The sequence below is a fragment of the Lysinibacillus sp. NPDC093712 genome (assembly GCF_050280025.1).
In the GTDB taxonomy this organism is placed as follows: Bacteria; Bacillota; Bacilli; order Bacillales_A; family Planococcaceae; genus Lysinibacillus.
The window spans coordinates 109,363-134,491 of the sequence record NZ_JBNNUU010000004.1; the positions used below are offsets into that span (position 1 = coordinate 109,363).

25 protein-coding genes are annotated in these 25,129 nt (G+C 38.9%); 3 read left to right on the forward strand and 22 right to left on the reverse strand.

Annotated elements, in window-relative coordinates; all coding sequences use genetic code 11:
- Window positions 1-283: 283 nt before the first annotated feature.
- The 5 genes from ACQKNX_RS16050 to ACQKNX_RS16070 all read right to left on the reverse strand — a co-directional run bounded on the left by ACQKNX_RS16050 (window position 284) and on the right by ACQKNX_RS16070 (window position 5,280).
- Window positions 284-1,000, reverse strand: a complete 717-nt coding sequence (locus tag ACQKNX_RS16050) for a WecB/TagA/CpsF family glycosyltransferase (protein WP_340820952.1) — start codon at window positions 998-1,000, stop codon at window positions 284-286.
- Window positions 997-2,268: a nucleotide sugar dehydrogenase gene (locus ACQKNX_RS16055; RefSeq protein WP_427429749.1), complete on the reverse strand. Its 1,272-nt coding sequence runs from the start codon at window positions 2,266-2,268 to the stop codon at window positions 997-999. The genes ACQKNX_RS16050 and ACQKNX_RS16055 overlap by 4 nt, the downstream gene beginning before the upstream one ends.
- Before the next feature lie 168 nt (window positions 2,269-2,436).
- Complete coding sequence (locus ACQKNX_RS16060) at window positions 2,437-3,510, reverse strand: nuclease-related domain-containing protein (RefSeq protein WP_427429750.1); 1,074 nt, start codon at window positions 3,508-3,510, stop codon at window positions 2,437-2,439.
- 265 nt (window positions 3,511-3,775) lie between these two features.
- The gene (locus ACQKNX_RS16065; RefSeq protein WP_427429751.1) at window positions 3,776-4,624 is read right to left on the reverse strand and encodes a flagellin; all 849 of its coding nucleotides are present in this window, start codon (window positions 4,622-4,624) and stop codon (window positions 3,776-3,778) included.
- Window positions 4,625-4,815: 191 nt separating this feature from the next.
- Window positions 4,816-5,280 (reverse strand): transcriptional regulator, encoded by a 465-nt coding sequence (locus ACQKNX_RS16070; RefSeq protein WP_427429752.1) that lies wholly within the window; start codon window positions 5,278-5,280, stop codon window positions 4,816-4,818.
- Window positions 5,281-5,508: 228 nt separating this feature from the next.
- Between ACQKNX_RS16070 and ACQKNX_RS16075 the strand changes: the two genes are divergently transcribed.
- Together ACQKNX_RS16075 and ACQKNX_RS16080 are read left to right on the forward strand one after the other, a co-directional pair.
- A complete protein-coding gene (locus ACQKNX_RS16075; RefSeq protein ID WP_427429753.1) occupies window positions 5,509-7,083 on the forward strand; it encodes a hypothetical protein in 1,575 nt (524 codons plus the stop codon).
- On the forward strand, window positions 7,080-9,851 hold the full coding sequence (locus tag ACQKNX_RS16080) for a DEAD/DEAH box helicase (RefSeq protein WP_427429754.1): 2,772 nt from the start codon (window positions 7,080-7,082) through the stop codon (window positions 9,849-9,851). Before ACQKNX_RS16075 ends, ACQKNX_RS16080 begins: the two co-directional genes overlap by 4 nt.
- 269 nt (window positions 9,852-10,120) lie before the next feature.
- On the opposite strand, the gene ACQKNX_RS16085 is transcribed toward ACQKNX_RS16080, so the two are convergent.
- On the reverse strand, window positions 10,121-10,543 hold the full coding sequence (locus tag ACQKNX_RS16085; protein WP_427429755.1) for a single-stranded DNA-binding protein: 423 nt from the start codon (window positions 10,541-10,543) through the stop codon (window positions 10,121-10,123).
- 301 nt (window positions 10,544-10,844) lie between these two features.
- Here ACQKNX_RS16085 and ACQKNX_RS16090 point away from each other — a divergent pair, with 301 nt between their 5' ends.
- Complete coding sequence (locus ACQKNX_RS16090; RefSeq protein WP_427429756.1) at window positions 10,845-11,270, forward strand: YwpF family protein; 426 nt, start codon at window positions 10,845-10,847, stop codon at window positions 11,268-11,270.
- Between the two features lie 443 nt (window positions 11,271-11,713).
- Here ACQKNX_RS16090 and ACQKNX_RS16095 read toward each other — a convergent pair whose 3' ends face one another.
- From ACQKNX_RS16095 to atpA, 16 genes are all read right to left on the reverse strand, one after another.
- Window positions 11,714-12,097, reverse strand: a complete 384-nt coding sequence (locus tag ACQKNX_RS16095; protein WP_427429757.1) for a hypothetical protein — start codon at window positions 12,095-12,097, stop codon at window positions 11,714-11,716.
- Between the two features lie 112 nt (window positions 12,098-12,209).
- A complete protein-coding gene (locus ACQKNX_RS16100) occupies window positions 12,210-12,593 on the reverse strand; it encodes a hypothetical protein (protein WP_427429758.1) in 384 nt (127 codons plus the stop codon).
- 159 nt (window positions 12,594-12,752) lie between these two features.
- Window positions 12,753-13,196 carry a 3-hydroxyacyl-ACP dehydratase FabZ gene (gene fabZ, locus ACQKNX_RS16105; protein WP_340820965.1) on the reverse strand — a complete coding sequence of 148 codons (444 nt, stop codon included), beginning with the start codon at window positions 13,194-13,196 and terminating at the stop codon, window positions 12,753-12,755.
- A gap of 227 nt (window positions 13,197-13,423) precedes the next feature.
- Entirely contained in the window at window positions 13,424-13,708 is a 285-nt protein-coding gene (locus ACQKNX_RS16110) for a DNA-directed RNA polymerase subunit beta (protein ID WP_427429759.1), read from the reverse strand.
- A gap of 36 nt (window positions 13,709-13,744) precedes the next feature.
- On the reverse strand, window positions 13,745-14,584 hold the full coding sequence (locus ACQKNX_RS16115; RefSeq protein WP_427429760.1) for a flagellar hook-basal body protein: 840 nt from the start codon (window positions 14,582-14,584) through the stop codon (window positions 13,745-13,747).
- 24 nt (window positions 14,585-14,608) lie between these two features.
- Window positions 14,609-15,442 carry a flagellar hook-basal body protein gene (locus ACQKNX_RS16120; protein ID WP_340820968.1) on the reverse strand — a complete coding sequence of 278 codons (834 nt, stop codon included), beginning with the start codon at window positions 15,440-15,442 and terminating at the stop codon, window positions 14,609-14,611.
- A 21-nt stretch (window positions 15,443-15,463) separates the two neighbouring features.
- Complete coding sequence (locus ACQKNX_RS16125) at window positions 15,464-16,459, reverse strand: rod shape-determining protein (RefSeq protein WP_173478598.1); 996 nt, start codon at window positions 16,457-16,459, stop codon at window positions 15,464-15,466.
- Window positions 16,460-16,625: 166 nt separating this feature from the next.
- Window positions 16,626-16,886, reverse strand: coding sequence for a sporulation transcriptional regulator SpoIIID (locus ACQKNX_RS16130; protein WP_004269485.1), 261 nt, complete (start codon window positions 16,884-16,886; stop codon window positions 16,626-16,628).
- A gap of 134 nt (window positions 16,887-17,020) precedes the next feature.
- A complete protein-coding gene (locus ACQKNX_RS16135; protein WP_427429761.1) occupies window positions 17,021-17,677 on the reverse strand; it encodes a peptidoglycan DD-metalloendopeptidase family protein in 657 nt (218 codons plus the stop codon).
- Window positions 17,678-17,714: 37 nt separating this feature from the next.
- On the reverse strand, window positions 17,715-18,659 hold the full coding sequence (gene spoIID / locus ACQKNX_RS16140) for a stage II sporulation protein D (RefSeq protein ID WP_427429762.1): 945 nt from the start codon (window positions 18,657-18,659) through the stop codon (window positions 17,715-17,717).
- A gap of 141 nt (window positions 18,660-18,800) precedes the next feature.
- On the reverse strand, window positions 18,801-20,114 hold the full coding sequence (gene murA, locus ACQKNX_RS16145) for a UDP-N-acetylglucosamine 1-carboxyvinyltransferase (protein WP_427429763.1): 1,314 nt from the start codon (window positions 20,112-20,114) through the stop codon (window positions 18,801-18,803).
- A 398-nt stretch (window positions 20,115-20,512) separates the two neighbouring features.
- The gene (locus ACQKNX_RS16150; protein WP_340820974.1) at window positions 20,513-20,752 is read right to left on the reverse strand and encodes a DUF1146 family protein; all 240 of its coding nucleotides are present in this window, start codon (window positions 20,750-20,752) and stop codon (window positions 20,513-20,515) included.
- 58 nt (window positions 20,753-20,810) lie between these two features.
- Window positions 20,811-21,218 (reverse strand): F0F1 ATP synthase subunit epsilon, encoded by a 408-nt coding sequence (locus ACQKNX_RS16155; protein WP_427429764.1) that lies wholly within the window; start codon window positions 21,216-21,218, stop codon window positions 20,811-20,813.
- A 24-nt stretch (window positions 21,219-21,242) separates the two neighbouring features.
- Window positions 21,243-22,658, reverse strand: a complete 1,416-nt coding sequence (atpD, locus tag ACQKNX_RS16160; protein WP_173478604.1) for a F0F1 ATP synthase subunit beta — start codon at window positions 22,656-22,658, stop codon at window positions 21,243-21,245.
- 50 nt (window positions 22,659-22,708) lie between these two features.
- Window positions 22,709-23,566, reverse strand: a complete 858-nt coding sequence (atpG, locus tag ACQKNX_RS16165) for an ATP synthase F1 subunit gamma (protein ID WP_427429765.1) — start codon at window positions 23,564-23,566, stop codon at window positions 22,709-22,711.
- A 49-nt stretch (window positions 23,567-23,615) separates the two neighbouring features.
- Window positions 23,616-25,124, reverse strand: a complete 1,509-nt coding sequence (atpA, locus tag ACQKNX_RS16170; RefSeq protein WP_401010734.1) for a F0F1 ATP synthase subunit alpha — start codon at window positions 25,122-25,124, stop codon at window positions 23,616-23,618.
- Between the last annotated feature and the right edge of the window lie 5 nt (window positions 25,125-25,129).

The following is a 25,129-nucleotide window of genomic DNA, read 5'->3' on the forward strand; positions in this document are numbered from 1 at the left end:
GCTATTAGGCGTTTTTTTTCAAGTGAAAATATGCAACTTTTCCAACAAAATCTAATTTTCTTCCATTCTATTGTTCATATTTTCTAGAATGATATAAAATATTGGATAATTAAGTTATTTGATAAAACGAAAAAAGCTCAAGCATATAAATGCTTGAGCTTTTTTCGCTTGGGCTACCAACCGTTGTTTCCTTGCAGGGAATTCTATTATTTCATAGAGGAAATTCCTATACACCTACAGTCTAACACTTTCAATTTAAAACGACAATACCAATTTTTAAAAATTATTGACGTTTTTGCCTTGCCACTTCCAATAAGAAAAGTGGTAGTGCGATCTGACGCTTGATGCGCTTAGGTTCTTTCATTAAACGGTAAAACCATTCAAGACCAAACTTTTGGAAAATTTCCGGAGCACGTTTTACTGTACCTGCCAGCACATCGAACGATCCACCAACTCCTTGATAAATCGTTGGGTGCAATCGGTCTCGATTAGTGTTAATCCAGTTTTCCTGTTTTGGACTGCCCATCGCGACAAATAGTAAATCCGGTTGTGCTTCATTAATACGATCGATGACCTTTTGTTCGTCCTTTTCATAGCCGTCCTGTACGCCAACTATTTTAATAGAAGGAAATAGTGATTCTAGCTTTGCTTTTGCTGCATCGGCAACACCAGGTTTACCTCCGTAAAGGAAAATTGGCTTGCTTCTTTTTGCCGCTTCTTCACAAAGCTTCATCATCATATCGACGCCTGTAACACGTTCACGAATTTGCCCTTTTTGAATTTTCGAAGCAAGAATAACACCAATACCATCTGGAATTTGAAATTCTGCTTCATTTAATAGCTTCTTTAGTGCTGGGTCTTCTTTTGCCTTGATAATTTTTTCTGGGTTGATGGCAACGACGAGCGCTTTTTGTTTGTTTTCAATGCGCTCAAATGCCATATCCATTAATTCATCGTAGCCTTCCGTATTGACGTTGATGCCAAGTACTGTTTCTTTCATCGGTTTTTCGCATCCCCTAGTAAGTGGAACTGGAAGCCAGCCTCTTGCCATTTTTCACGGTTTAAGCAGTTTTTCGTATCAAAGACGATTTTTGTTTTTACAGTAATGTTCGCTGCATCAAATGCTTTGAACTCATTGTGATCTGTTAGCACAACAATGATGTCCGCATCTTTTGTTGCTTCTTCTAAGCTTTGTGTTTGTGTAGCATGTTTGTTTTCTTTAATGTGTGGATCATAAGAAATCACGTCTAAGCCTAGATTTTGTAGCTCATCAATAACGATTGTTGATGGGCTTTCACGCATATCATCAACGTTTCCTTTGAAGGCTAGTCCAAGCACAGCTACTTTGCCACCTGCAATTTTGTTTTCATTTAAAATCGCTTGTGTTTTTTGTGCTGTAAATCTTGGCATGCTGTCATTTGTATTACGTGACATATGAATAATTTGTGCTTGCTCGCCACCTAGCTCAACTAAGAACCATGGGTCTACTGCGATACAGTGTCCACCTACACCAGGACCTGGGAAGTGTACATTCACACGTGGGTGATAGTTAGCAAATTTAATTGCTTCCCAAATGTTTACGTCTAATTTTTCAGCCATTTTTGCAAGCTCATTGGCAAAAGCAATATTGACATCACGGTATGTGTTTTCCATTACTTTTACTAATTCAGCTGTTGTTGCATCAGTTAAATGGATTGTGCCATTTACAAATGTTTGGTAAAGCTCTTTTGTCATTTGAGAAGATGTTTCATCAATCCCACCAACGATACGGTCGTTGTTCACTAATTCTTCAAAAATGCGACCAGGAATTACACGCTCTGGTGAATGTGCTACAAATAAATCAACGCCGAACTCCAAGTTTGCTTTGATTAGTTCAGGTAGCATAATGTGCTCTACTGTTTTCGGTGGTACTGTCGATTCAAGAATTACTAAATTTCCTTTTTTTACATAAGGCACAATCGATGCCGTTGCTTGACGTACATATTCTAAATTCGCTGTATTGTCAGGGTTAATTGGCGATGGTACAGCCACAATGAAAACATCCGCTTCTTGTGGTGTCGTTGACGCTGTTAAGAATCCTTCATCTACTGCTTTATTTAGGCGTTCTTGTAAACCGTTTTCTTCAATATGAAGTTTTTTCTCTTGAATACTTTTTACTGCTGCTGGGTTTACGTCAACCCCATGTACTTTTATGCCGTGGTTGGCAAACATTACAGCCGTTGGTAATCCGATATAGCCAAGTCCAACGACACAAATTGATTTCGTCATTCTCTATTCTTCCTTCCGTTTCAAAAACGAGTAGTAAATTTTTATATGGTCAATAAAATGCATTTTCACATTTTTGTTCTGCATTATAGTATACATCTTTCAAGGGAAAGTGTGAATCAATTTGTTATTTCGCAGTATTTTCTGTGTGCTTTTTACATTTTGTTGGGTTTATCGTAGCTTTTTGGAAGTGATTTGATTGGTTTTTGATGGCGATTGTTTAGGTTTTAGTGGCGTTTTCGGGACGTTTAGTGGCGATTTTCTCACTTTTAGTGGCGATTCAGTAACTTTTATTGGCGTTTCCAATAAACACGACAAGTTATACTCTGTAAGTTTGCCTGAATTACAACTTGGTTGTAATGTTTTTTGCAATAATCTTTTTGTGACATGTTTACATTCGATTTTCAAAAACTCCCGACAATTCCTGTTCGTTATCGTATCTCCAACAAGCATGTAATAATCTTTTAGTGCTTGTACATGTGCATCAGTACATCGGTGCTGGCATCTCTGGCATAACCAAATTCTTTTCCGTTTTTCCATCCCAAAGTGCCCACAATTTTCGCAAAAAACGCCTCTTTGCAAAGCATTAGGATCAATTTGATAATATCTGCAAAGCGGATAAGGCTTACTATGTTGTAATTGTGACAGAATAATGTTTGTTATTTCAGTTGTAGCTATCCCCTTATTATTCGCTAATAACTTATGCAAATACATTGGGAGTTCTCTTCCCATTACTATTGGTAGCCCTTCACCTTCTCGATGTATTTCTACATTATTAAAAGGAAAAACAATTGCTCCATATATCGGTATTGTAATATGATACTCGTTCAGAAAATAGTGCATTGCCTGAATATACTGTTCTAGCTGAATTTCAGGATGCGTGAAAACTTGAATTTCTCCTGTATCTAAAGTACGAATTAACTGGCGTGGGTCATTTTTGAAATGGACAGTACCACGTATATTTTTAATTTCTAATATAATAATACCGCTTGATGTAATGACTAAAATGTCGATTTGCATGGGGAGTACCGTAGGAAGCATAACATTGTGGAAGATGTGACAGTCACTTAGCTGTGGCAACTTTTCTAGCTCTTTCAAAATATAATATTCTGCAAAATCGCCAGCTTCCTTATTTTTCAGCTCCTGTTGTAAGGTTGTGAACTGTGGATGTGAAGGATGCAATCGTCGAACAAGCGCTTGCAATCCCAATGTCAGCGATGATGGCGCAAAAGGTTTAACAATCAATAACTTCACTCCTTTTCTTTTTACTATAACAGCATAAAAGTTGTAGAAAAATAGGTTGTTGGAAATTAAAAATTTACTGTGGTTTACGGGTACTAAACTTGTTAAAACAAATGGTTTATCGGCGATTCGTGGGCTTCTATCGGCGATTTCTTCCGGGTCATCGGCGATTCACCAACTTCTATCGGCGATTTCTTCCGGGTCATCGGCGATTCGTGCAATTCTATCGGCGATTCCATCTAAAACAAAAAACAACAAGGAATCGCCATTAGTATCTGGGATTCCTTATTGTTCCGCTTTCTAGCAATTTTAAAATTGAATGTGCCTGTTGCATGTGAAGTGCCAGTACATATTGGCTAGCTTGTAGCAAAATTTGTGATTTCACCATATTCATCATTTCCTTCGCAATATCAGCATCGCGAATTCGTGATTCCGCAGCGGTTAAGTTTTCTGCTGTATTCATATTCGCATTATATGCATGCTCAAGTCTATTTTGCATTGCACCTAGATTTGAACGTTCCGATGATACTCGCTTTAATGCCTCGTCCATCGTTGAAATTGCCTTGTTTGCATCATCCCGTGTTGCAATGGAAGTTGTGTCGTCTAAACCAAGTGCCACCGATCCCATATCTTTAATGAACAACTCAATGTTTTGGCCTGCATTTGCACCTACTTGAATCTTGATGCCATTGGTCGCATGATCACCATTCAATAATGTCTTTGTATTAAATTCTGTATCTCTTGAAAGACGCTGAATTTCTTTTTTTAGTTCTTGAAATTCCTTATCGAGTTGCTGACGATCACTATCGGTTAGTGTATCATTGGATGCTTGTACTGCTAGCTCTCGCATTCTTTGAATCATTGCATGCGTTTCATTAAGCGCACCTTCAGCTGTTTGCACAAGTGAAATTCCATCTTGGATATTTTTCGATGCCATATTCAATCCGCGGATTTGGGCGCGCATTTTTTCAGATATCGCAAGACCCGCCGGATCATCGGCTGCACTATTAATGCGGTAGCCCGAAGAAATTCGCAACATCGCCTTACTCATTGCACTATAATGATTATTCATATTATTTAATATTGACATTCCCGTAGCAGACCACTTTCCTAACATCTCCCCACCCCCATGCGAACAATATTTTTATTTATATCGGTGTCAGCCAATCGCTTTTAAGTACTATTGGTAATAAATCCAAATAATTGAAGATAAAGAGACGTTTAAAACTCCATTTAATATGTTAAAGCACCCGCTTCTTCTTCGTGAAAAGTGGGTGCTCATTTGCTGTACCTAGTATTCAATTTTTGTTAACCTCCGAATTGTGTGCTCTTTTGTTGTAATAGCTCAAAAAAGAGAGCTTCATTGTAATCTAATAATGCTTGATCTATTAAATAATCAATATTTCTTTGCTCAATTTCTGTAATAAGCTGATCTATCTCACCAACAGTTGCGGAAGAGACAAGGGGTAATTGTGGCTTTGGTGTAGCGCTTTCAAGAATTGGTGTTAAATGTTCATGAACATTTGTAATGAGTAATAGTTGATAAAGTGGTAATCGAATAAAACGATTCCCTTTTTGGAAAACAAATACCTCAGATAAATTTTCGATTTGTTGTGTATGCAAGTTGATAATCATTTCTTTCCCTTCGATTGGAATGAAATGAAAAATCTCATTCTCTTTTAATATTGAGAAATATTGATAAGCAAATACGAGACGCAATTTATCTCCAGAAATTTTCGTGTAGAACGGCTTCATGTACTGAACCTGCATCATCCTTCATCCCTCCTCGTTATCTGATTATTCAGATTTTAACACAAATAAACGTACTTGTTAACCATCTTATGTTCAAATTTTTTCTTTCTGATCATTCAGCTTATCATGTCCGCATTTTAATCGTATAATGGAAAGACAGTCTTTTTTCCTTAATACTACGGATGACATTTTTTATCATCCAAATTAAAGCTAAAGTCATTGGCCAATGCAATTGAGAGGAGTGAGGTTATGGCTTTGTCTATTTCGCAACTAGCTAAGGAATATCAACAATTTATACTTGCTAAATTAAAAGAAGCTGAGCAGGATTTACATCCGTCCTCTAGCGAAGACGAGGAACTTATGCGTCGTGCAGTTTTTTCTGTACGTAACAAATCTATCGTATTTGATCGTTTTAATGGAGCAAGTTCTATATTATATGCAAGCGTACAGGATGTGAGACCTGCAACTGTAGAAATTGATTTTGCTCACGGGACTTTAAGCTGTAACTGTCCCCAACAAAAATGGTGTCGACATCAGGTTGGCGCACTACTTGCTCTCTATCAGTACTTTGATTCGGTACAAAACTGGTCTAGTGCTTGGCGCTCCCAAAAATCAGTGCAGTTAAAATCATTGGCTGATGAACGTAGCCCTGAAAGCTGGCAGTTGATGGTCGATGAAGTAATGAAACGTCTGTTACCGTCTGGTCGCATTTTAGAAGGCTACGGACTTTCGGCAATTCGTTCTGATGCATTGGAGCGACTACGCAAACATATGCCATTTGAACGTGAGTGGCAGCCTATCTATAAGCTATTTATAGAGCTGTCCATCTTTAATGTGATTTGGCGTCATTTAAACAATACACAGGGGCATTCATTAGATTCACCCTATATGAAATACTTTATCGATCAAAGTGTGCAATCATTCGAAAGTATACTGACAGAATTAACGAATCGCTCTCGACTTTTTGCAACCGATCCATTTTATGATGCACTTCAGCAAATCGTCCGAAACTTTTTACTTGAACGCAAAGGGCTGTTTGCTAATCGACTGCAAATCTACATGCTGCTATGGGCAGTGCTTTTTTATGAGAAGCCTAGACGCGAACAGGAGCTAATACTTATTAGCAACCTCGACAATCTGTCACCCGAGATTTCTTTACAATCATTAAAGCTCATATTTTATGTACTATTACAAAAAGAACAATTATTACAGGAAAGCATTGCACACGTTGCCTTACCACAGATGCAAGACTTGTTCGAATTAGCTACTTTTGCAAAGCGAGCTGGCGAGTCACATTCACAAGCATTAATTTTGCGCGCTATGCTCCCATTTGCTGAAGCTTTTTTACAAGAAACTGTGCCCGTCGTACAGCGAGCGCAATACGTGCGACAATTCCAACTTTTATATGAAGATATACAATTGACCGAAGAGGAAGAAACTACGTTATATAGTGCGTTCGGTGTATACGGATTACAGCCATATTCTTTCTTCCTTATTCGAAAAGAACGCTACCGTGAATGGGCGGCGTTACATCAGTTAAATGTTTCCTCATTTTCTTATTTGGAAATGTGTGGTCTAAAAGATGTGTTACACATAGCTCCTGCAGCAGTATTACCTTTGTATCATGTCTATGCAATGGCAGAGATTACACAAAAATCACGTATGAATTATAAGCAAGCTGTACGTATATGGAAAAGTATGCGAAGCGCAGCAAAACGAGCAGGAAAAGTTGCTTATTTTGAAACATACATGCAAACAATCCGTGCAGAATATAAAAGACTTCGTGCACTACAGGAAGAGATTGAGAAAGGAAACTTAGTATGATGACATTAAATGCGCCCTCTCCGTTTACGAAAAGACTACAGCTACGCATTGAATCAGCTCAGAATGGCAATTATACGGTGCATGGCTTTACTGCAAGTGGTACCGCAATAGAGGTAGAGACACTTATTTCTTCATTATTTTTCACGTATGAGGCAAATACTTATGGCTTAATGACCAATCGTACAGAGCTTTCCATCGATATTTCTACTGCAGAACTACTCGATATCTTTTCTTCGCGCTACAGTCATCCATTTATCCATTGGCAAGGGATTAATGCTGAAAGTAGTGCGATGATAGAACAAGCGCAAAAATTACAGCAGTATTGGCAAGAACCTTCACTTTGGTCTCATGCAGTTATTGCAGATGATCTTTCTTCACTGTCATTTTCTATAGATGGTGAAGATACTGCATTACTTGAAATAGCCGTGCAACAAAAACTCGCTCACGCTGGATTACTTGTGTCTGATGTGCCTAAGCTACTCCCATTTTTCGAACGTGGTGGCTGGCCATTAGAGCAGGATCGCCAAGCTGGCGCTGTTACTGCTTCTCTACGTTTAAGTGAGCCTGAGGAAGATTCGGAAGTTTGGCTTTTGGAAACTGTTCTAAGTACTGTTTCAACAAAAAATTATTGGACACCCGCTGTTCGTAAAAAATTATTACCATTAGTAGATGCATTACCGACTAAATGGCAGGCATTTGCGCTTGATATTGAGCAACAACAAACACAGATTGTGGAGCTGCTATCAATTGAAGATTTACAACCTGATGTTTTTATTCATATTACTCTAGACGAACTAGAGGTACGCAAATTTTTACGAGAAGACTTAGCACGGCTTCAGGCACTTGGTTTTGATGTTGTGCTACCTGCTTGGCTAAAAGATTTAAAACAATCAAAAATTCGCGTGCGTGTTAGCACGGGCAATTTATCAACGAAAAAGGTTGCTGGACTCGATGATATTTTGACGTTTAAATGGCAATTTTCAATGAACGGTGAGTCGATATCAGCCGAGCAATTTAAAAAGCTTGTCGATGAAAAACGAGAATTCATTCGCATTGGTACAGAATGGTTTCGAGTGGATGCCAACTGGATGCAAGAAATGCGTGCTTTAATGCAACAGGCTGAAGATGAAAGTTGGACTGTTCGTGAGCTTTTATTCCGCGAGCTACCTGAAGATTTATCTGCACCTGAGGAAGAAGAAGATGCCGATGATGCGATGCGTGACGATCCACTTTTTGCCTTTGAGTTACAGCAATCTTTAAAATCTTATATGGAGCAGCTTCAGGAAAAGAAAGGTCTTCCACCAGTACCAGTCTCTCTTTCTTTAAATGCTAGCTTACGTCCTTATCAGCAAGAAGGATTTGAATGGCTAGTCTTTATGCGTGAACAAGGTTTTGGTGCCTGTCTAGCTGATGACATGGGACTTGGCAAAACCGTTCAGCTTATTTCTTATTTGCTGCATGTCTATGAAACAACGGATGCCAAAGAGCCAACCATTATTATTTGTCCGACTTCAGTACTTGGTAACTGGCAAAAAGAGCTTGCTCGTTTTGCTCCATCGTTGGTCGTGCATACGCATTATCAAGCAAATCGGACGAAAGAAGATGCATTTGCAAGGCTTATTGAACAAGAAAAACCGCATGTTATTTTATCTACTTATGGTACAGTGTCACAGGATGCAGAATTTCTACAAGAAATCGATTGGGCAACCGTTGTACTAGATGAGGCACAAAATATAAAAAATATGCAGACATTACAATCTCGTTCGATACGAAAATTACAAGGTAGCCACCATATTGCCCTAACAGGTACACCTGTTGAAAATCGATTATCGGAGCTTTGGGCTATTTTTGATTTTATTCATAAAGGTTACTTAGGAAGCTTTGGACGCTTTAACGAAGAATTTATATTACCTATTGAACGCGATGAATCAGAGTCACATAAGCAAAAGCTACGTGCGAAAATTCAACCGTTTTTACTTCGTCGTACAAAGCGAGATCCAAATTTACAGCTTAATTTACCTGATAAGCAAGAATCCCATGCCTATTGCGCATTAACCGCAGAACAAGCATCACTGTATGAAGGTTATATTTTAGAAACGCTTGATCAGCTAGAGCAACTAACAGGCTTTCAAAAGAAAGGCCGTGTTTTAAAGATGCTTAGTAAATTGAAGCAATTATGTAATCACCCTGCACTTTATTTAAAGGAACCTTTCGAGGACGCTGCAACGATGCTTACTCGTTCCGTCAAGCTAGAGCGTATTGTAAATATGGCAGCGGAAATCGTGGACAATGGTGAACAATGTCTTATTTTCACTCAGTATATTGGAATGGGACAATTACTTCAGCATTGTTTCAGTGAAATTTATAATGTAGATGCACCATTTTTAACTGGTGCTATGCCAAAACAGCAACGTGACCGTTTAGTAGAGGCTTTTCAAGCAGGTGAATTCCCTATATTCATTCTCTCATTAAAGGCAGGAGGAACAGGGTTAAACTTAACAGCTGCAAACCATGTATTGCATGCCGATCGCTGGTGGAACCCTGCTGTTGAAAATCAAGCAACAGACCGTGCCTACCGAATTGGGCAAACACAATTTGTGCAAGTGCATAAGTTTGTGACCATAGGGACGATTGAGGAAAAAATTGATAAAATGCTGGCACAGAAATCTGCATTATCAGAGGAACTCATTCAATCGAGCCAGTGGTTAACAGAGCTAGATGATGATGAACTTCGTGATCTAATGTCATTGGACTATAATTTATCTTAAAAATGCGCCAAGAGCTTAACGTTCTTGGCGCTCTTTTAATTAGCAACATTTCAGTGAACAATGTTTTTCTTCTTTCCTACTTACTTCTAATATTTAGTTGTGTGAAATGTTCATTGCTGTGCGGTCTTCAGCAATGACAAGTAGTATTAAAAGTCCACATCTATCCCTTCTAATTAATATATTACGGCGCAAGTGCCTAGCATTCTTAAAGGAGAATGGCGAATTTAAAAAATGTTTTAGCATTGCTCCGTATGTATTGCAATAGTCGGTTATACTACTGGTAATTGCAACTCTTTCTCTGGTAGTACAAAATCCTTAAGAATCTCCTGATCGACGGATGAAGATGGTGGTACGTTGCTCCCGCTACTATCTGGCGGCTTCAGCCTATAGAAGCGGACATCTTCTACAACCACTTCAGTAATATAAATTTTTGTGCTTTCTTCATTCATAAATGATCTGGACTGAATTCGCCCATTTATCCCAATCAATGAGCCTTTTCCGCAAAATCTAACGATATGCTCTGCCAGCTTTCCCCATACTGTACAAAGAATAAAGTCAGTTTCTACTTCCCCACGACTGTTTTTGTAATTGCGATTAATGGCGAGGGAAAAATGAGATTGCACTCGATTTCTAGATAGTTGTCGTAACACAGGATCCTTTGTTAGTCTTCCAACCAGTCCGACTTGGTTCATCGATTCACCTCCTTTGCTTTTAATTGCTCTCATCTTACAAGATGGCAGTCCCTATTGGCAAAAGTCGATTTTTGATATTTAACGCGTTATTCAATCCGAAAAATCGTTTTTTCATCCTTTTATTTTTTGTATATTGTGGTTTTTTCCGTGTAGAGTCTTGATGGCTGTAAGTAAAATAGTACATTCCACAAAAATTAAATTTTGCATATTTAATCGAGAATTGAAGTAACAGACTCATCAGCAACAAGCTGTAATTGATTATGTTATACTAAAATGAATGACCGACTTAGGAGGATACATAATGAAAACATTTAAAATGCTTTCCTTTGACCTTGTCACTCAAGAAGGCATGCAAGCATTTCCTTTAGTCGATGGCATTATTATTAACCAGGAAAACAGCCATCAATCTTGGATTCTTGAACTGTTTATCGATCGACAATATCGACCGATTTTTGATGAGTTATTAGCGAATGCTACAGTAGTTAATGTGCGAGCAGTTATTTCATTTCCAGATAATGAACCAGCACCATTTCGGGTTGTCGTTCATACTGTGCAAGAAATTGGCGAGCATATCTCTGTACTTTTAAAGGGTACTTTAAAAATTAAGCGTTCAAAATACGCTGAACAATTACTCGCTGATCTCCTAACAGAGGGTGTTTCGCAAATAGAGTTACTAGACCGCTTCTCAAAAGGTATGAAAGAACGACCAAAACTTAAAAATGATTAATTTTAGCGATGCGTTGTATAACGTATCGTTTTTTTGTGCTGGACAAGTTGTCATTTTTGAATAAAATATGGTGTGATTCGCGGGATTCCTCCTCTGCTGCGCGGAATTACACCTCGCTTTCGCGGAATTCTTCACCTGCTTCGCGGAATCTCTCCTCGCTTTCGCGGAATCACTCCTCACTTTCGCGGAATCACTCCTCGCTTTCGCGGATTTACTCCTCGCTTTCGCGGATTTACTCCTCGCTTTCGCGGAATCATTCCTCTGCTCCGCGGAATCACACCCTTCTTTCGCGGTATCATTCCTCTGCCCCGCAGAATCACACCCTTCTTCCGCGGAATCTCTCCTCGCTTTCGCGGAATCCATCACCACCTTCCGTGCAGCAGGATTCATCCAGCTCGATATAAAGAAAAAGTGATTCCGATTGACGGAATCACTTTTTGTATTTATGGAGTAGTCATGGTATTACGTTCATTAACAGCATTGTTGTTTCTTTCAACACCGTTTACACCGTTTGCATTTGGAACGTTATCATAGCCGTTTGAGCCATTTACATCCGCATTTGATCCTGGTGTAGTCGCTTCAGGCATTACAGTATTTTCATTTACTGTGCCTTCGTTCACAGTGCCACGAGTGTTGTTGTTTACGTTGCGATCATAGACATCATGGTTTCTATTTGGATCTACAACATCTTCCACATCGTTAACACCTTTTCGAACGTCGTTCTTCGCATTTTCCATTGGTGTTTCATTAGCCGCATTGTTACCCCAGTTACAACCTCCAAGGAATATTGTAGCAAGAATAATGGTGAAAAATGACATTTTCCACATATTTAAAAACCTCCTTTCTTGAGTTCTATGTCATCAAATACAACTTGTGCATTTGTGATCCTACATAGATTGCCCGGGAAAGGAGGGAACTATCCGATTTTTTGTACAAAAACTATTTTTGTTTTTCTTTTAGCAACTGCTCAATATAAGCTGCTTCTGCTTTACAATTATAAGAATAGTTTGTACCTAGCTCTTTTTGTAAAGCATCAATTGTTTCGACCTGTTTAGCGGTTGGTTCTTCATTTAAAATTTTTGCAATTACTTCATCGATTTTTTTTGCCATTTCTTCATGGAATTCAGTACTCATCAAAACATCGGCTGGGATTTTTTCGATCCAAGCGGCATTTTCCTGAAAATAAGACTGCCAGCTAGCAATGAAGTCTTCCATAGAAAAGCGCTCTTCTTCCCAACCAATACTCGCTAAGTATGATTCGAAAGATGTTGAAATCGAACGCGTAATGCTAATTTTAACACCTGAAGACAATTCCTTATACATCTATATAATCCTCCTACTTTTTAAAAAACCTAAAATCTCATGTATTTCAATACAATTCCATCGTATTATTAAAACTATACTAATTTCTGTCAAAAAAAATTGACATTAAGAACACTATTCGACAAGATTATTTTATAACTTTTAGCCTATAATTGCAAATTAAGGCTGTTTTGGTTGTTCTGGCCCTATTGCAAATAAAATATCTGCCTCACAAACAAGCTCGCCATCAACTGTCGCAATTCCGTGTCCTTTACCCATAGAACCGCGCAATTTAATGAATTCCACTTCTAATCGAAGCTGATCGCCTGGTACTACTTGACGCTTAAAGCGTGCATTATCAATGCCCGTTAAAAATACTAAACGCCCTTGATATTGTTCAGATTTTAATAAGGCTACACCACCAACTTGTGCTAATGCTTCAACAATTAGAACACCTGGCATAACTGGATATCCTGGAAAATGTCCATTAAAAAAATCCTCATTAATTGATACATTTTTGAAACCTACCGCACGCTTACCTTCCTCTAATTCCACAATACGATCTACGAATAAAAAAGGATAACGGTGTGGTAAAATTGCTTGAATTTGTTCTGCTGTTAACATTTCTTTTCCCCCTCATGAGTATGTAAGTTGGCTTTTTACATAAAATACGTACCTAACGTCCAATCCCGAGTCCTCTCCATTTAGCAAGCAACGAGCCAGCTCGGACAACAGAATGAAGGTCTCAAACACAATTCGCCTTTGTTCTAATCCAAAAGCGCGTATTTGATATACAAATTACAGTATTAAACCTTTTTATGTGATAACACAAAGTATGGTAAAGAATATTATTATTCTTTACCATTCATTATGTCAAATATATGCCGCCATGTTTCTAAATTAAAGACATCCATTGCTTTTCCTTGACCAATCACACTGTAGCCGACCATCGTACCTAAAATAGCAGCAACAACGATTAAAACAAGAACAAGTACAACACGTAACCAAATCGGAATCAGCCGTATTTGCACCCATCGAACCTCGCGTTGCTCTCCATTTGAGCGACGTCCCTTCTCTACTGGTGGCGTATCGGTTTCTTGTGTCGGCACAGAACGTCGACGTGAATCGTTTGTCATAGATATTGTACCCCTTCATTACTTACTCAAACGTACCTATCTAATGCCATTAATTAGCCCTAGCATTTGGTCAGCTAGTGTTACAGCTCTTGCATTAAATTGATAAGCACGTTGTGTTTCAATTAAATCTGTCATTTCCTTCGACAAGTTTACATTCGATAATTCGAGTGTACCATTTTGCATGCCGATTTGCTGACGATTTGCGCCTTGTAAATCTGTTACAACTTCAGCTTGTGTAAATCCTAGCTCCGCTAAGTTATTCGGTAAGCCTAAATATGTGCCAGATACATGCTCCATTAGCTGTGGCTTTTGAAATTCTGTTACAGCTAAATCCGTCCGAATAATATCTCCATTCGGATATGTAGCTTCTAACGAGCCTCCATCGCGAACAGCGAATCCTTTTACATTATCAGGTAATGTTATAGGCTGTCCATTTGCATCTGCTACTGGATAGCCATCTGTATTAACAAGCATTACCGTCCCATTATTTAAAGGTGATAAATAAAAGTCACCTTGACGAGTATACACTGTTTTTGTACCATTTTCACCATCTGGCATTAAAATGTTGAAATATTGTTTTGGCTTTGTAAAAGCTACATCAAGGTCTCGGTCTGTTGTTTGAAGGGAACCTTGCTTATGATTCGTTTGAATTTGGCCAAGCATTGCGCCCGAGCCATAGCGTATACCTACTGGTGATTGGCGCACAGTAGGGTCCTGTTTATCAGTATTAAATTGCTGATACATTAGTTCATTGAAAGTAGCTTGCTGTGCTTTATAGCCATGCGTACCACTATTAGCGATGTTATTACTAATTGTATCTAGTTTATTTTGCAATTGGCCCATTGTATTTGTTGCGGTAATCATTGTTCGTAGCATGGGAAAACGCCTCCTGTTCGCTTATTATAGTTTGCCGATTTCGTTAACAGCCTTTTCCATACTGCGATCATAAGCCTGCAACACTTTTTGGTTTGCTTCGAAAGCTCGATACGCTGTCATTAAGTCTGTCATTGTGCGACCAGAGTCTACGTTAGAGCGCTCTAAATAATTTTGACCTAATGTAAACGATACGCCATTTGCACCATAAGCAGTAGGTAAAGCGTCTCCATTTTCTGTACGAATTAAGCCATTGTCTTGTTTAACTAGCATGTTCGGATTGGCAGCAAAAGATACACCTACACGTGCTACTTGCTGGTTATTTACAAAAATTGTACCATCCTGATCAAGACGGAAATCATCATTTGGTAGCTGGATGCGTTGTCCACTGTCTGATAATACGTAAAGACCTTGCGCATTGACTAAATAGCCTTGACCATCCAATGTAAAATTCCCGTTACGTGTATAGGCTTCTCCACCGTCTGGATGTGCCAGACGGAAGAAAATTGAGCCAGTAACACCATCTTCATTTTGTGGTAAGTATCCATCAATTAGGGCCATATCTGTCGTTAAATCAGTGCTGTAGATTTGACCTTGTATGTAATTTGGCAATGTTTCTTGCATATAAATTCCTGTATTTAATGCACCAACTTGGCTCATATACTGCGAGCCGGATTGCTGATTGGCAGGTGCATTTGTTTTACCTACGCTCGACATTAGCATATCTGGAAATGAACGAATTGTAGATTGATCAGCTTTAAATCCAGGCGTACTTGCATTTGATAAGTTGTTTGTCAGTAATTCTGTTCGTCTTTGTTGTGCTATCATACCTGTTGCTACTGTATAAAACCCTTTGAACAAAGGAATCACCTCATTGTATTTTTATAGGGATGCTGGAACACGATCAATATTTTCTAGCATAATGCCAGTGCCAATTGCCACACAGTCCATTGGATATTCAGCAATAAAGACTGGTACTTTTAACTCTTCAATTAACAGTTGGTCCATACCGTGTAACAATGCGCCACCACCAGTAATAATTACACCGCGATCAATAATATCAGCTGATAACTCAGGCGGTGTTTTTTCCAACACGTTTTTAGCCGATTGTACGATCATTGCTACCGATTCATGTAATGCACGTTCAATTTCCTCAGAATGGATCGTAATTGTACGAGGTAAGCCTGTTACCATATCACGACCGCGAATATCCATTGAATCGTTGCGTCCACCTTTGAAAACTGTGCCGATTGTTATTTTAATTGCTTCTGCTGTACGTTCACCAATTAGCAATTTATATTCCTTTTTAATATATTGCAAAATATCATTATCAAAAACGTCGCCCGCTACCTTAATAGACTCACTTGTTACAATGTCACCCATTGAAAGTACTGCAATATCTGTAGTTCCACCACCGATATCAACTACCATATTGCCACTTGGTTGGAAAATATCCATACCTGCACCGATTGCCGCAACTTTTGGCTCTTCCTCTAAATATACTTTTTTACCACCAGATTTTTCAGCGGCTTCGCGAATAGCTTTTTGCTCTACACTTGTAATATTTGTAGGACAGCAAATCAAGATACGTGGTTTAGATAAAAACCCTTTTAAATTTAATTTATTGATGAAATGTCTAAGCATCGCTTCAGTAACATCAAAATCTGCAATCACTCCATCGCGTAATGGACGAATTGCAGTTATATTACCGGGCGTGCGACCCACCATTTGACGAGCTTCTTCTCCTACAGCTAAAACCTTGTTTGTCTTTTTATCTATTGCTACCACTGAAGGTTCATTAAGGACGATTCCTTTACCTTTTACATGAATTAATACGTTCGCAGTTCCTAAGTCAATGCCTATATCCTTCGAAAACATTTTAAATTTCTCCTTCCCGCCAGTTCAAACTACATAACGTTCCTATTGTCTATTTATCTAGAATATTTTATCACACCCCATTGGTAATTTCACCTAAATTTAGTTATTCCGCTTGTTTTCCTACAATTATATGTACACAAGTAGAAAAGTACAAAAAAAGAACGAATCATTCTTGACTCGCTCTTTCTTTCCACTTGTTTTTCGTTGCCTCTCCTCCACGAATATGACGTACGGCTTTATGGTAGGCGAGAATCTCTTTCACTTGATCAGCTAATCCTTCATGAATTGTTGGTAATCGCTCTGTTAAATCTTTATGCACCGTACTTTTTGAGTAACCTGTCATTTTCGCGAGGACACGCACAGTTTCACGCGTCTCAATCAATAATTCACCGAGGCGTATGCAGCGCTTCCGAATGTGCTCGTGCACGTTCTTCGTCCTTTCCACACAATTTCACAAAATGGCTTTGGCATCAGATGCACGTCTGCGCATTTCTTCACCTTATGTGAGGACAAAGCTATTCAGAACACGTTTTGCACTTTCTCGTTAAAATGCTGATTTTTTTAAAATGCTAGTAATTTTTTAGGATTGATATATTTTCCGTTTTCTAGTACTTCAAAATGCATGTGAACGCCCGCTGCTTGATTCCACTCATTGTCAGTCGCTTTTCCAAGTGGCTGACCTTGTGTAACTTCATCGCCTTCTTTTACGACAATATCCTTCACAGAGCTGTAATGTGTTTGCATACCATTTGTATGCTCTAGAACGATCTTATTGCCTGTGAATGCATCTAGTTTTACTTCTAGTACTTTACCACTCAACGCAGCAACTACTTCAAATTCCTCTCCATTCATAGAAAGAGAAATGCCTGATGAAGTTGTAAAAGTTTGATTGAATACCATTAAAGCATTCTCACGTGACTCTTCATTGGCTTCTACCTCATAAAATTCCTGTGAAACTTGTACTTTACTAAAGTCAGCTTCTTTGAATGGATACTTCATGTTTTCTGTTCGTGCATTTGTTTCAACTACTGGACCTGGGTCTACCTGTGCTAAATCTGGTAATGGCGCCTCTTCTTTTGATACGAGACTATTGTAACCAAATAACAAACCTGCTAACACTAGCGCACCACCACCGTATACTACCGGCCAAAACCAAGGTTTTTTCTGCAATTGTCCTTTTTCATTTTGAGAAGTTTTACTATTTTTATCCTCTCTCATTTTCATCACCTCTAATTGCAGTGTGAACAACTAGAAGTTATTTTAAACATGCATCTATTTTTTTTATCTCAACTTCTTGATAATAATAGTGTAAAATTTCTGAGGCGGTCTTTCCTTCGCCTGCCATCGCATTTGCACCATACTGACTCATACCAACTCCGTGACCATATCCCTTCGTTGCTACTTGAACTTTTCCAGTATCTCTACTATATGAAATCTTAAAATCTGTTGACGGTAATTGCAAGAGTGTTCTAACCTCTCTACCTGACCAGACGTTTTTCCCCATCTGTAACCGTTCAACACGTCCTGAATCATTAAGGAACAATTGTATACGGCCAAAATCTGTCGCCTGCCATTTAATCGACCACAAGGCATTCCATTCGGCTAACGTCCATTCTTCTATAGTTGCAAACTTTGGAGATGCTTGATCGGACATACTTGCAACGCTTTGTAAATATGGTAAGTCATTACCGCTGTAGCCATAAGCACTCTCCGTTTTCCCATTACTCGTTGAGTGAAACATTGCCGTTATTAATTCATTATCATATAGAAGCACTTGTCCTTGTGTTTCTGTAATGGCTTCGACAATTTTCTTTTCATTTCCCGGGAAATTGCTAGTCCAATTTGCTTTTCTTTGTTCCTTATTATAGTAAACTTGCCTTGCAACTGTAGGTGCAATAGTATTCTTGCCGTAATTTGTCGTTTTCAGAGCATATGTCCTTGCTGCAATTGCTTGAGCTTTTAAGGCTTCTTTATTAAAAGAAACGGGCATTTCCGCAGCAACTACACCAACTATATACGTTTCTAAAGGAATTTTTTCCTGTTGTCCCTCCACTTCTATGAATATTTCACAGGCTTTTTCCGTCGTTTGTGGAGAATTGTTTAAACTGTCATCCGTTCGTCTCTCACTGAATGCTAAAGGAAGCACATATAATGCGCCAATTAAACAAATAACACCAATATTCATTATCCATTTTTTCATATGGAATAATATGCGAGAACTCTTTAATATATGAGCGTTCTACTAAACGCAAAAGACTTATTATCTTGTTTTGAAGAGTAGATTTTGATTTCACAACAAAAAATCTCTTTGCTTATTATTAGCAAAGAGATTTCAATAGCATTAGTTTGTTGGTAATTCCAATGACGCTTTTTCTTTTTGTGCAACTTCCATAGTTGTTACACGTTCAATATTAGCGCCAAGTGACGCTAATTTCCCATGAAAGTCTACATAACCACGATCTAAGTGGTGAAGCTTTGTAACTCTCGTAATGCCCTCTGACACAAGACCAGCTAAAATTAGTGCAGCGGCAGCTCGTAAATCAGTTGCCATAACCTCAGCTCCCTGTAGGTTTACTGGCCCTTCGATAAAGACAGAGCGGCCTTCAATTTTTGCACCTGCATTCATGCGACGAAACTCTTCTACGTGCATAAAACGGTTTTCAAAAACAGTTTCGGTAATAATACTCGTACCTTCAGCAGTTAACATTAAGGCCATCATTTGTGATTGCATATCCGTTGGGAATCCTGGATGTGGCATTGTTTTAATATCCACGGCTTTTAATGTTTGCGGTACATGTACGCGTATACCTTCTTCTAGCTCTGTAATTTCAACGCCCATTTCTCGCATTTTAGCTATTAAAGCCGTCATATGCTCTGGCACAGCGTTTTCTATCGTTACATCACCTTTTGTTATCGCTGCAGCTACCATAAATGTACCTGCCTCAATACGGTCTGGAATAATATGATGTTCTATTCCATATAATGTGTCAACGCCTTCTATACGAATCGTATTCGTACCTGCACCGATAACACGGCCACCCATACTATTAATGAAGTTAGCAAGATCTACAATTTCTGGTTCTTTTGCTGCATTTTCAATGACAGTCGTTCCTTTTGCTAAAGATGCAGCCGTCATAATATTTTCTGTAGCTCCAACACTTGGGAAATCCAAATACACATTCGCACCTTGTAAACGACCCTCTACCTTCGCTTCCACATACCCGTGCCCAAATGAAATTTTTGCGCCCATTGCCTCAAAGCCTTTTAAATGTAATTCTATTGGACGTGATCCGATTGCACAACCACCCGGTAAAGCTACACGTGCAAAGCCATTTCGAGCAAGTAAAGAACCCATCACTAAAATAGATGCACGCATTTTACTCACAAATTCAAATTGAGCTTCACTTGAAAGATCCTTTGTTGCGTCTATATATACTATATTGTCTTCTGGTATATATGTAACATCAGCGTTTAGACTTTTAAGTACTTCATTTATGGTATAAACATCTGCTAAGTTAGGGACTTCTTTAATTACATTTTCTCCTTTTGAAGCAAGTAAAGCTGCTGCCAGGATTGGTAACACTGCATTTTTTGCGCCCTCTACACGAACTTTCCCCTGTAGCTTTTGGCCGCCAGTCACTATAATTTTATCCACCCTACGTCCCTCCGAATTCAATCTCTTAACCTATCGAAAATTTATTTTAAAAAAAGATGTATAATGTCATAATCAGTAAACAAACAACTTTATAGTACAACTTTTCACACGCTCGTTCAAGCGTCCAAATCACTATTTTAATGCATTTATTGATATTTTGCTATTTATTTATTGTACGCATTATTTTTTTTTTTGTGAATGACCAATAACACGGTAAAAAAATGTAATTCTCTTATACATAACGAAAGTTCGTGACTAAAATATATCCGTTTATACGGATTGTTAAACCTCTTTTGTACATATTTCAAAGGACCACATAAGTTATCTTATGGAGCCCTTCGAAATATGTACCTATAAAATTATGCTTCCGTCTACTTATTATGTTTACTTCGCTAAATTTAAAATAAGTACGGAAGTTTTCCAGACCATCCTGAAATTTGAAGAAAGAAATTAGAAACTGCTGTGCCTATCGCAATGCTCAGCAAAATATAAATCAACTGTATTTGAAAAACTTTATTTTTCTTAAATAGTTTCTCTAGCATGAAGGCCTGCAAAGCGTAAAATGTGATAGCAATAAAAAATAGATGCGATAGAATCCCCATTAAAGCTTCTTGCCCTACTGCTTCATAAATTTCCACATCGTGTTCCTCCATTTAAAAAACGGGCAGATATTGAATCTGCCCGTTAAAAATTGAATTAGATATTACCCTCATGAACGTTGATACGATTCAACGCACGTTTTAATGCTAGGTCAGCACGTTTGAAATCAATGTTATCTTGTTTGCTTTGAATTCGTCCTTCAGCGCGTTTAACGGCTTCTTTAGCACGTTGAACATCGATGTTTTCAGCAATTTCAGCAGAAGGTGCTAAAATTGAGATCTTTTCTGGACGAACTTCAATGAAACCACCGCTTACAGCTACAACTTCTGTTGAACCGTCTTCTTTTTTCAGCTTCACTGCACCAATTGCAAGTGGAGCAACCATTGGAATATGGCCAGCAAGAACACCAATTTCACCTGAAGTTGTTTTCGCGATTACCATTGTTACTTCAGAATCGTATACTGGGCCGTCGGGAGTGACAATATTGACTGTAACTGTCTTCATATTTTTTCCTCCTCGTCCCTAGTATTAAACCTCTACGCCCATGCTTTTCGCTTTTTCAACTACTTCTTCAATAGAACCAACTAAACGGAAAGCATCTTCTGGTAGGTGATCGTGTTTACCATCAAGGATTTCCTTGAATGAACGAACCGTTTCTTTAACAGGAACGTAAGAACCTTTTTGACCAGTGAATTGTTCCGCAACGTGGAAGTTTTGAGATAAGAAGAATTGAATACGACGAGCACGTTCAACTGTTTGTTTATCTTCATCAGATAACTCATCCATACCTAAGATAGCAATGATGTCTTGTAATTCACGGTAACGTTGGATTGTACGTTGTACGCCAGTTGCTACTGCGTAGTGCTCAGCGCCTACGATTTCTGGTGATAATGCACGAGAAGTCGAAGCTAATGGGTCAACCGCAGGGTAGATACCCATTTCAGATAATTTACGCTCAAGGTTAGTAGTTGCATCTAAGTGGGCGAAAGTTGTAGCTGGAGCCGGGTCAGTATAGTCATCGGCTGGTACATAGATCGCTTGAATAGAAGTTACAGATCCTTTGTTAGTAGATGTGATACGTTCTTGTAATTTACCCATTTCAGTTGCAAGTGTTGGTTGGTAACCTACCGCAGAAGGCATACGACCTAATAGGGCAGAAACCTCAGAACCTGCTTGTGTGAAACGGAAGATATTGTCGATGAATAAAAGTACGTCTGCACCTTGCTCATCACGGAAGTATTCTGCCATTGTAAGACCAGTTAAAGCTACACGCATACGTGCACCTGGTGGCTCGTTCATTTGACCGAATACCATCGCTGTTTGCTTGATAACGCCTGAATCGCTCATCTCGAAGAATAAGTCGTTCCCTTCACGAGTACGCTCACCTACACCAGCGAATACAGAGATACCTGAGTGCTCTTGTGCAATGTTATTGATTAATTCTTGGATTAATACAGTTTTACCTACACCGGCACCACCGAATAGACCGATTTTACCACCTTTGATGTATGGTGCTAATAAGTCTACTACTTTGATACCTGTTTCAAGGATTTCAACTGAAGTTGAAAGCTCATCGAAAGTTGGTGCTTCGCGGTGAATTGAATCACGACGAGCATCAGCTGGAATTTCTTCACCTAAGTCGATTACTTCTCCTAATACGTTGAATACACGACCAAGAGTCACTTCACCAACTGGTACTGAGATAGCTTTTCCTGAGTCTGTTACTTCTGCTCCACGTTGTAAGCCATCAGTAGATGACATTGCAATTGTACGAACAGAATCATCACCTAAATGAAGTGCAACTTCTAATGCAAGAGTTGTTGGTTCTTCATTAGGACGTTCAATCTTAACTGTTAATGAGTTATAGATTGCTGGTAATTGGCCATTGTCGAATTTTACGTCAACAACCGGACCCATTACTTGAATAACATGTCCTTTATTCATTACTGTGTACCCTCCTATCGTATTCTTATACGACATTGGTGAGCTGAAGCCTATTCTAAGGCTGCAGCCCCACCAACGATTTCTGTAATTTCTTGTGTAATTGCTGCTTGACGTGCACGGTTATATTGCAATGAAAGTTCTCCGATAAGATCAGATGCGTTATCAGTTGCATTTTTCATAGCAGTCATACGAGAAGCATGTTCACTTGCTTTTCCGTCTAATAATGCGCCGTAAACTAGGCTTTCCGCATATTGTGGAAGTAATACTTCAAGAATTGCTTCACCAGATGGCTCGAATTCATAAGAAGCTTTACTGCTTACAGTTGCAATATCAGTTAATGGAAGAAGTTTTTTCTCTGTCACTTCGTTAGCGATAGCGCTAACAAAGTGATTGTAGTACATATAAAGTTCATCATACGTACCGTCAATGAACATACCAACAGCATTACGAGCGATTTCTTTAATATCAGCGAATGATGGTTGGTCAGGAAGAGCAACTACACTGCTAATAACATTATGATCACGTTTCACAAAGTAATCACGAACAACACGACCTACTGCTAAAATCACGTATTCGTCTTTTGATTTATGACGCTCGTTGATTGTACGTTGCACTTGACGAAGGATACTTGAGTTGTAAGCACCTGCAAGACCACGGTCAGAACCAATGACTAAGTAAGCTGTTTTCTTTACAGGACGGGCAGTTAACATTGGATGTCCACTGTCTTTTGTACCTGATGCGATAGCGCCTACTACGTCCTGAATTTTTTCCATGTAAGGAACGTAAGCTTTAGCGTTTTGCTCTGCACGACGTAACTTTGAAGAAGAAACCATCTGCATCGCTTTCGTAATTTGTTTCGTACTCTTTGTTGAATTAATACGACCTTTTATTTCGCGTAAGTTTACCACTGGTATTTCACCACCTTTTGTTTTTTAATCAAGAGACTATTTATCTTGCTTATTCTGATTTAGCGAAAGTTTTTTTGAATGCAGTTAAAGCTGCTACGTATTCCGCATCAGGAGCAAGTTCTTTAGTAGTACGAACATGATCTAAAACGTTTGTGTGGTTTGTATCTAACCAGCTTAAGAATTCAGATTCAAAACGAACGATATCTTGAACTGGAATGTCATCTAAGTGACCTTTAGTTAATGCATAAAGGATCGCAACTTGTTTTTCAACTTTAAGTGGTTTGTTTAGGTCTTGTTTAAGAACTTCAACCGTACGTTTACCACGCTCAAGTTTAGCAAGTGTGATTTTATCTAAATCTGAACCGAATTGAGCGAAAGATTCAAGCTCACGGAATGCAGCTAAGTCAAGACGTAGTGTACCCGCAACTTTTTTCATCGCTTTAATTTGAGCAGATCCACCTACACGTGATACAGAAAGACCGGCGTTAATCGCTGGACGTACACCTGAGTTGAATAAGTCAGATTGTAAGAAAATTTGTCCATCAGTGATTGAGATAACGTTAGTTGGGATGTATGCAGAGATATCCCCAGCTTGTGTCTCAACGAATGGAAGAGCTGTAATTGAACCATTTTGATATGTTTCATTTAACTTCGCAGCACGTTCTAATAAGCGGCTGTGTAAGTAGAAAACGTCACCAGGGTATGCTTCACGACCTGGAGGACGGCGAAGAAGAAGTGAAAGTTCACGGTAAGCTGATGCTTGTTTAGAAAGATCATCATACACGATTAATACGTGTTTACCTTGTAACATGAATTCCTCTGCCATAGATACACCAGCGAATGGTGCTAAGAATAATAATGGAGCTGGTTGAGAAGCTGAAGCTGTCACAACGATTGTGTAATCTAAAGCGCCATGTTTACGGAAAGTTTCTACTACACCACGTACAGTAGATTCTTTTTGACCAATTGCAACATAGATACAGATCATGTTTTGGTCACCTTGGTTAAGGATTGTATCGATTGCTACAGATGTTTTACCAACTTGGCGGTCACCAATGATTAATTCACGTTGACCACGACCGATTGGTACAAGTGCGTCAATAGCTTTGATACCAGTTTGTAGTGGTTCGTGTACTGATTTACGAGCCATTACACCGAAAGCTGGGCTTTCGATTGGACGAGATTTAGTTGTGTTGATTGGACCTTGTCCATCCACTGGTTGACCTAGTGGGTTTACAACACGGCCAATTAGTTCTTCACCAACTGGTACTTCCATAATACGACCTGTACGACGAACTTCATCGCCTTCTTTGATGTCTGTGTATGGACCTAAAATAACGATACCAACGTTACCTTCTTCTAGGTTTTGAGCCATACCCATAACACCGTTAGAGAACTCTAGAAGCTCTCCAGCCATGGCGTTGTCGAGGCCATGAGCAAGAGCGATACCGTCACCAATACGGATAACTGTACCAACTTCGCTTACTTTAAGTTCAGATTCATAATTCTCAATCTGTTGTTTAATCAGACTGCTGATTTCTTCAGCCTTGATGCCCATGTATG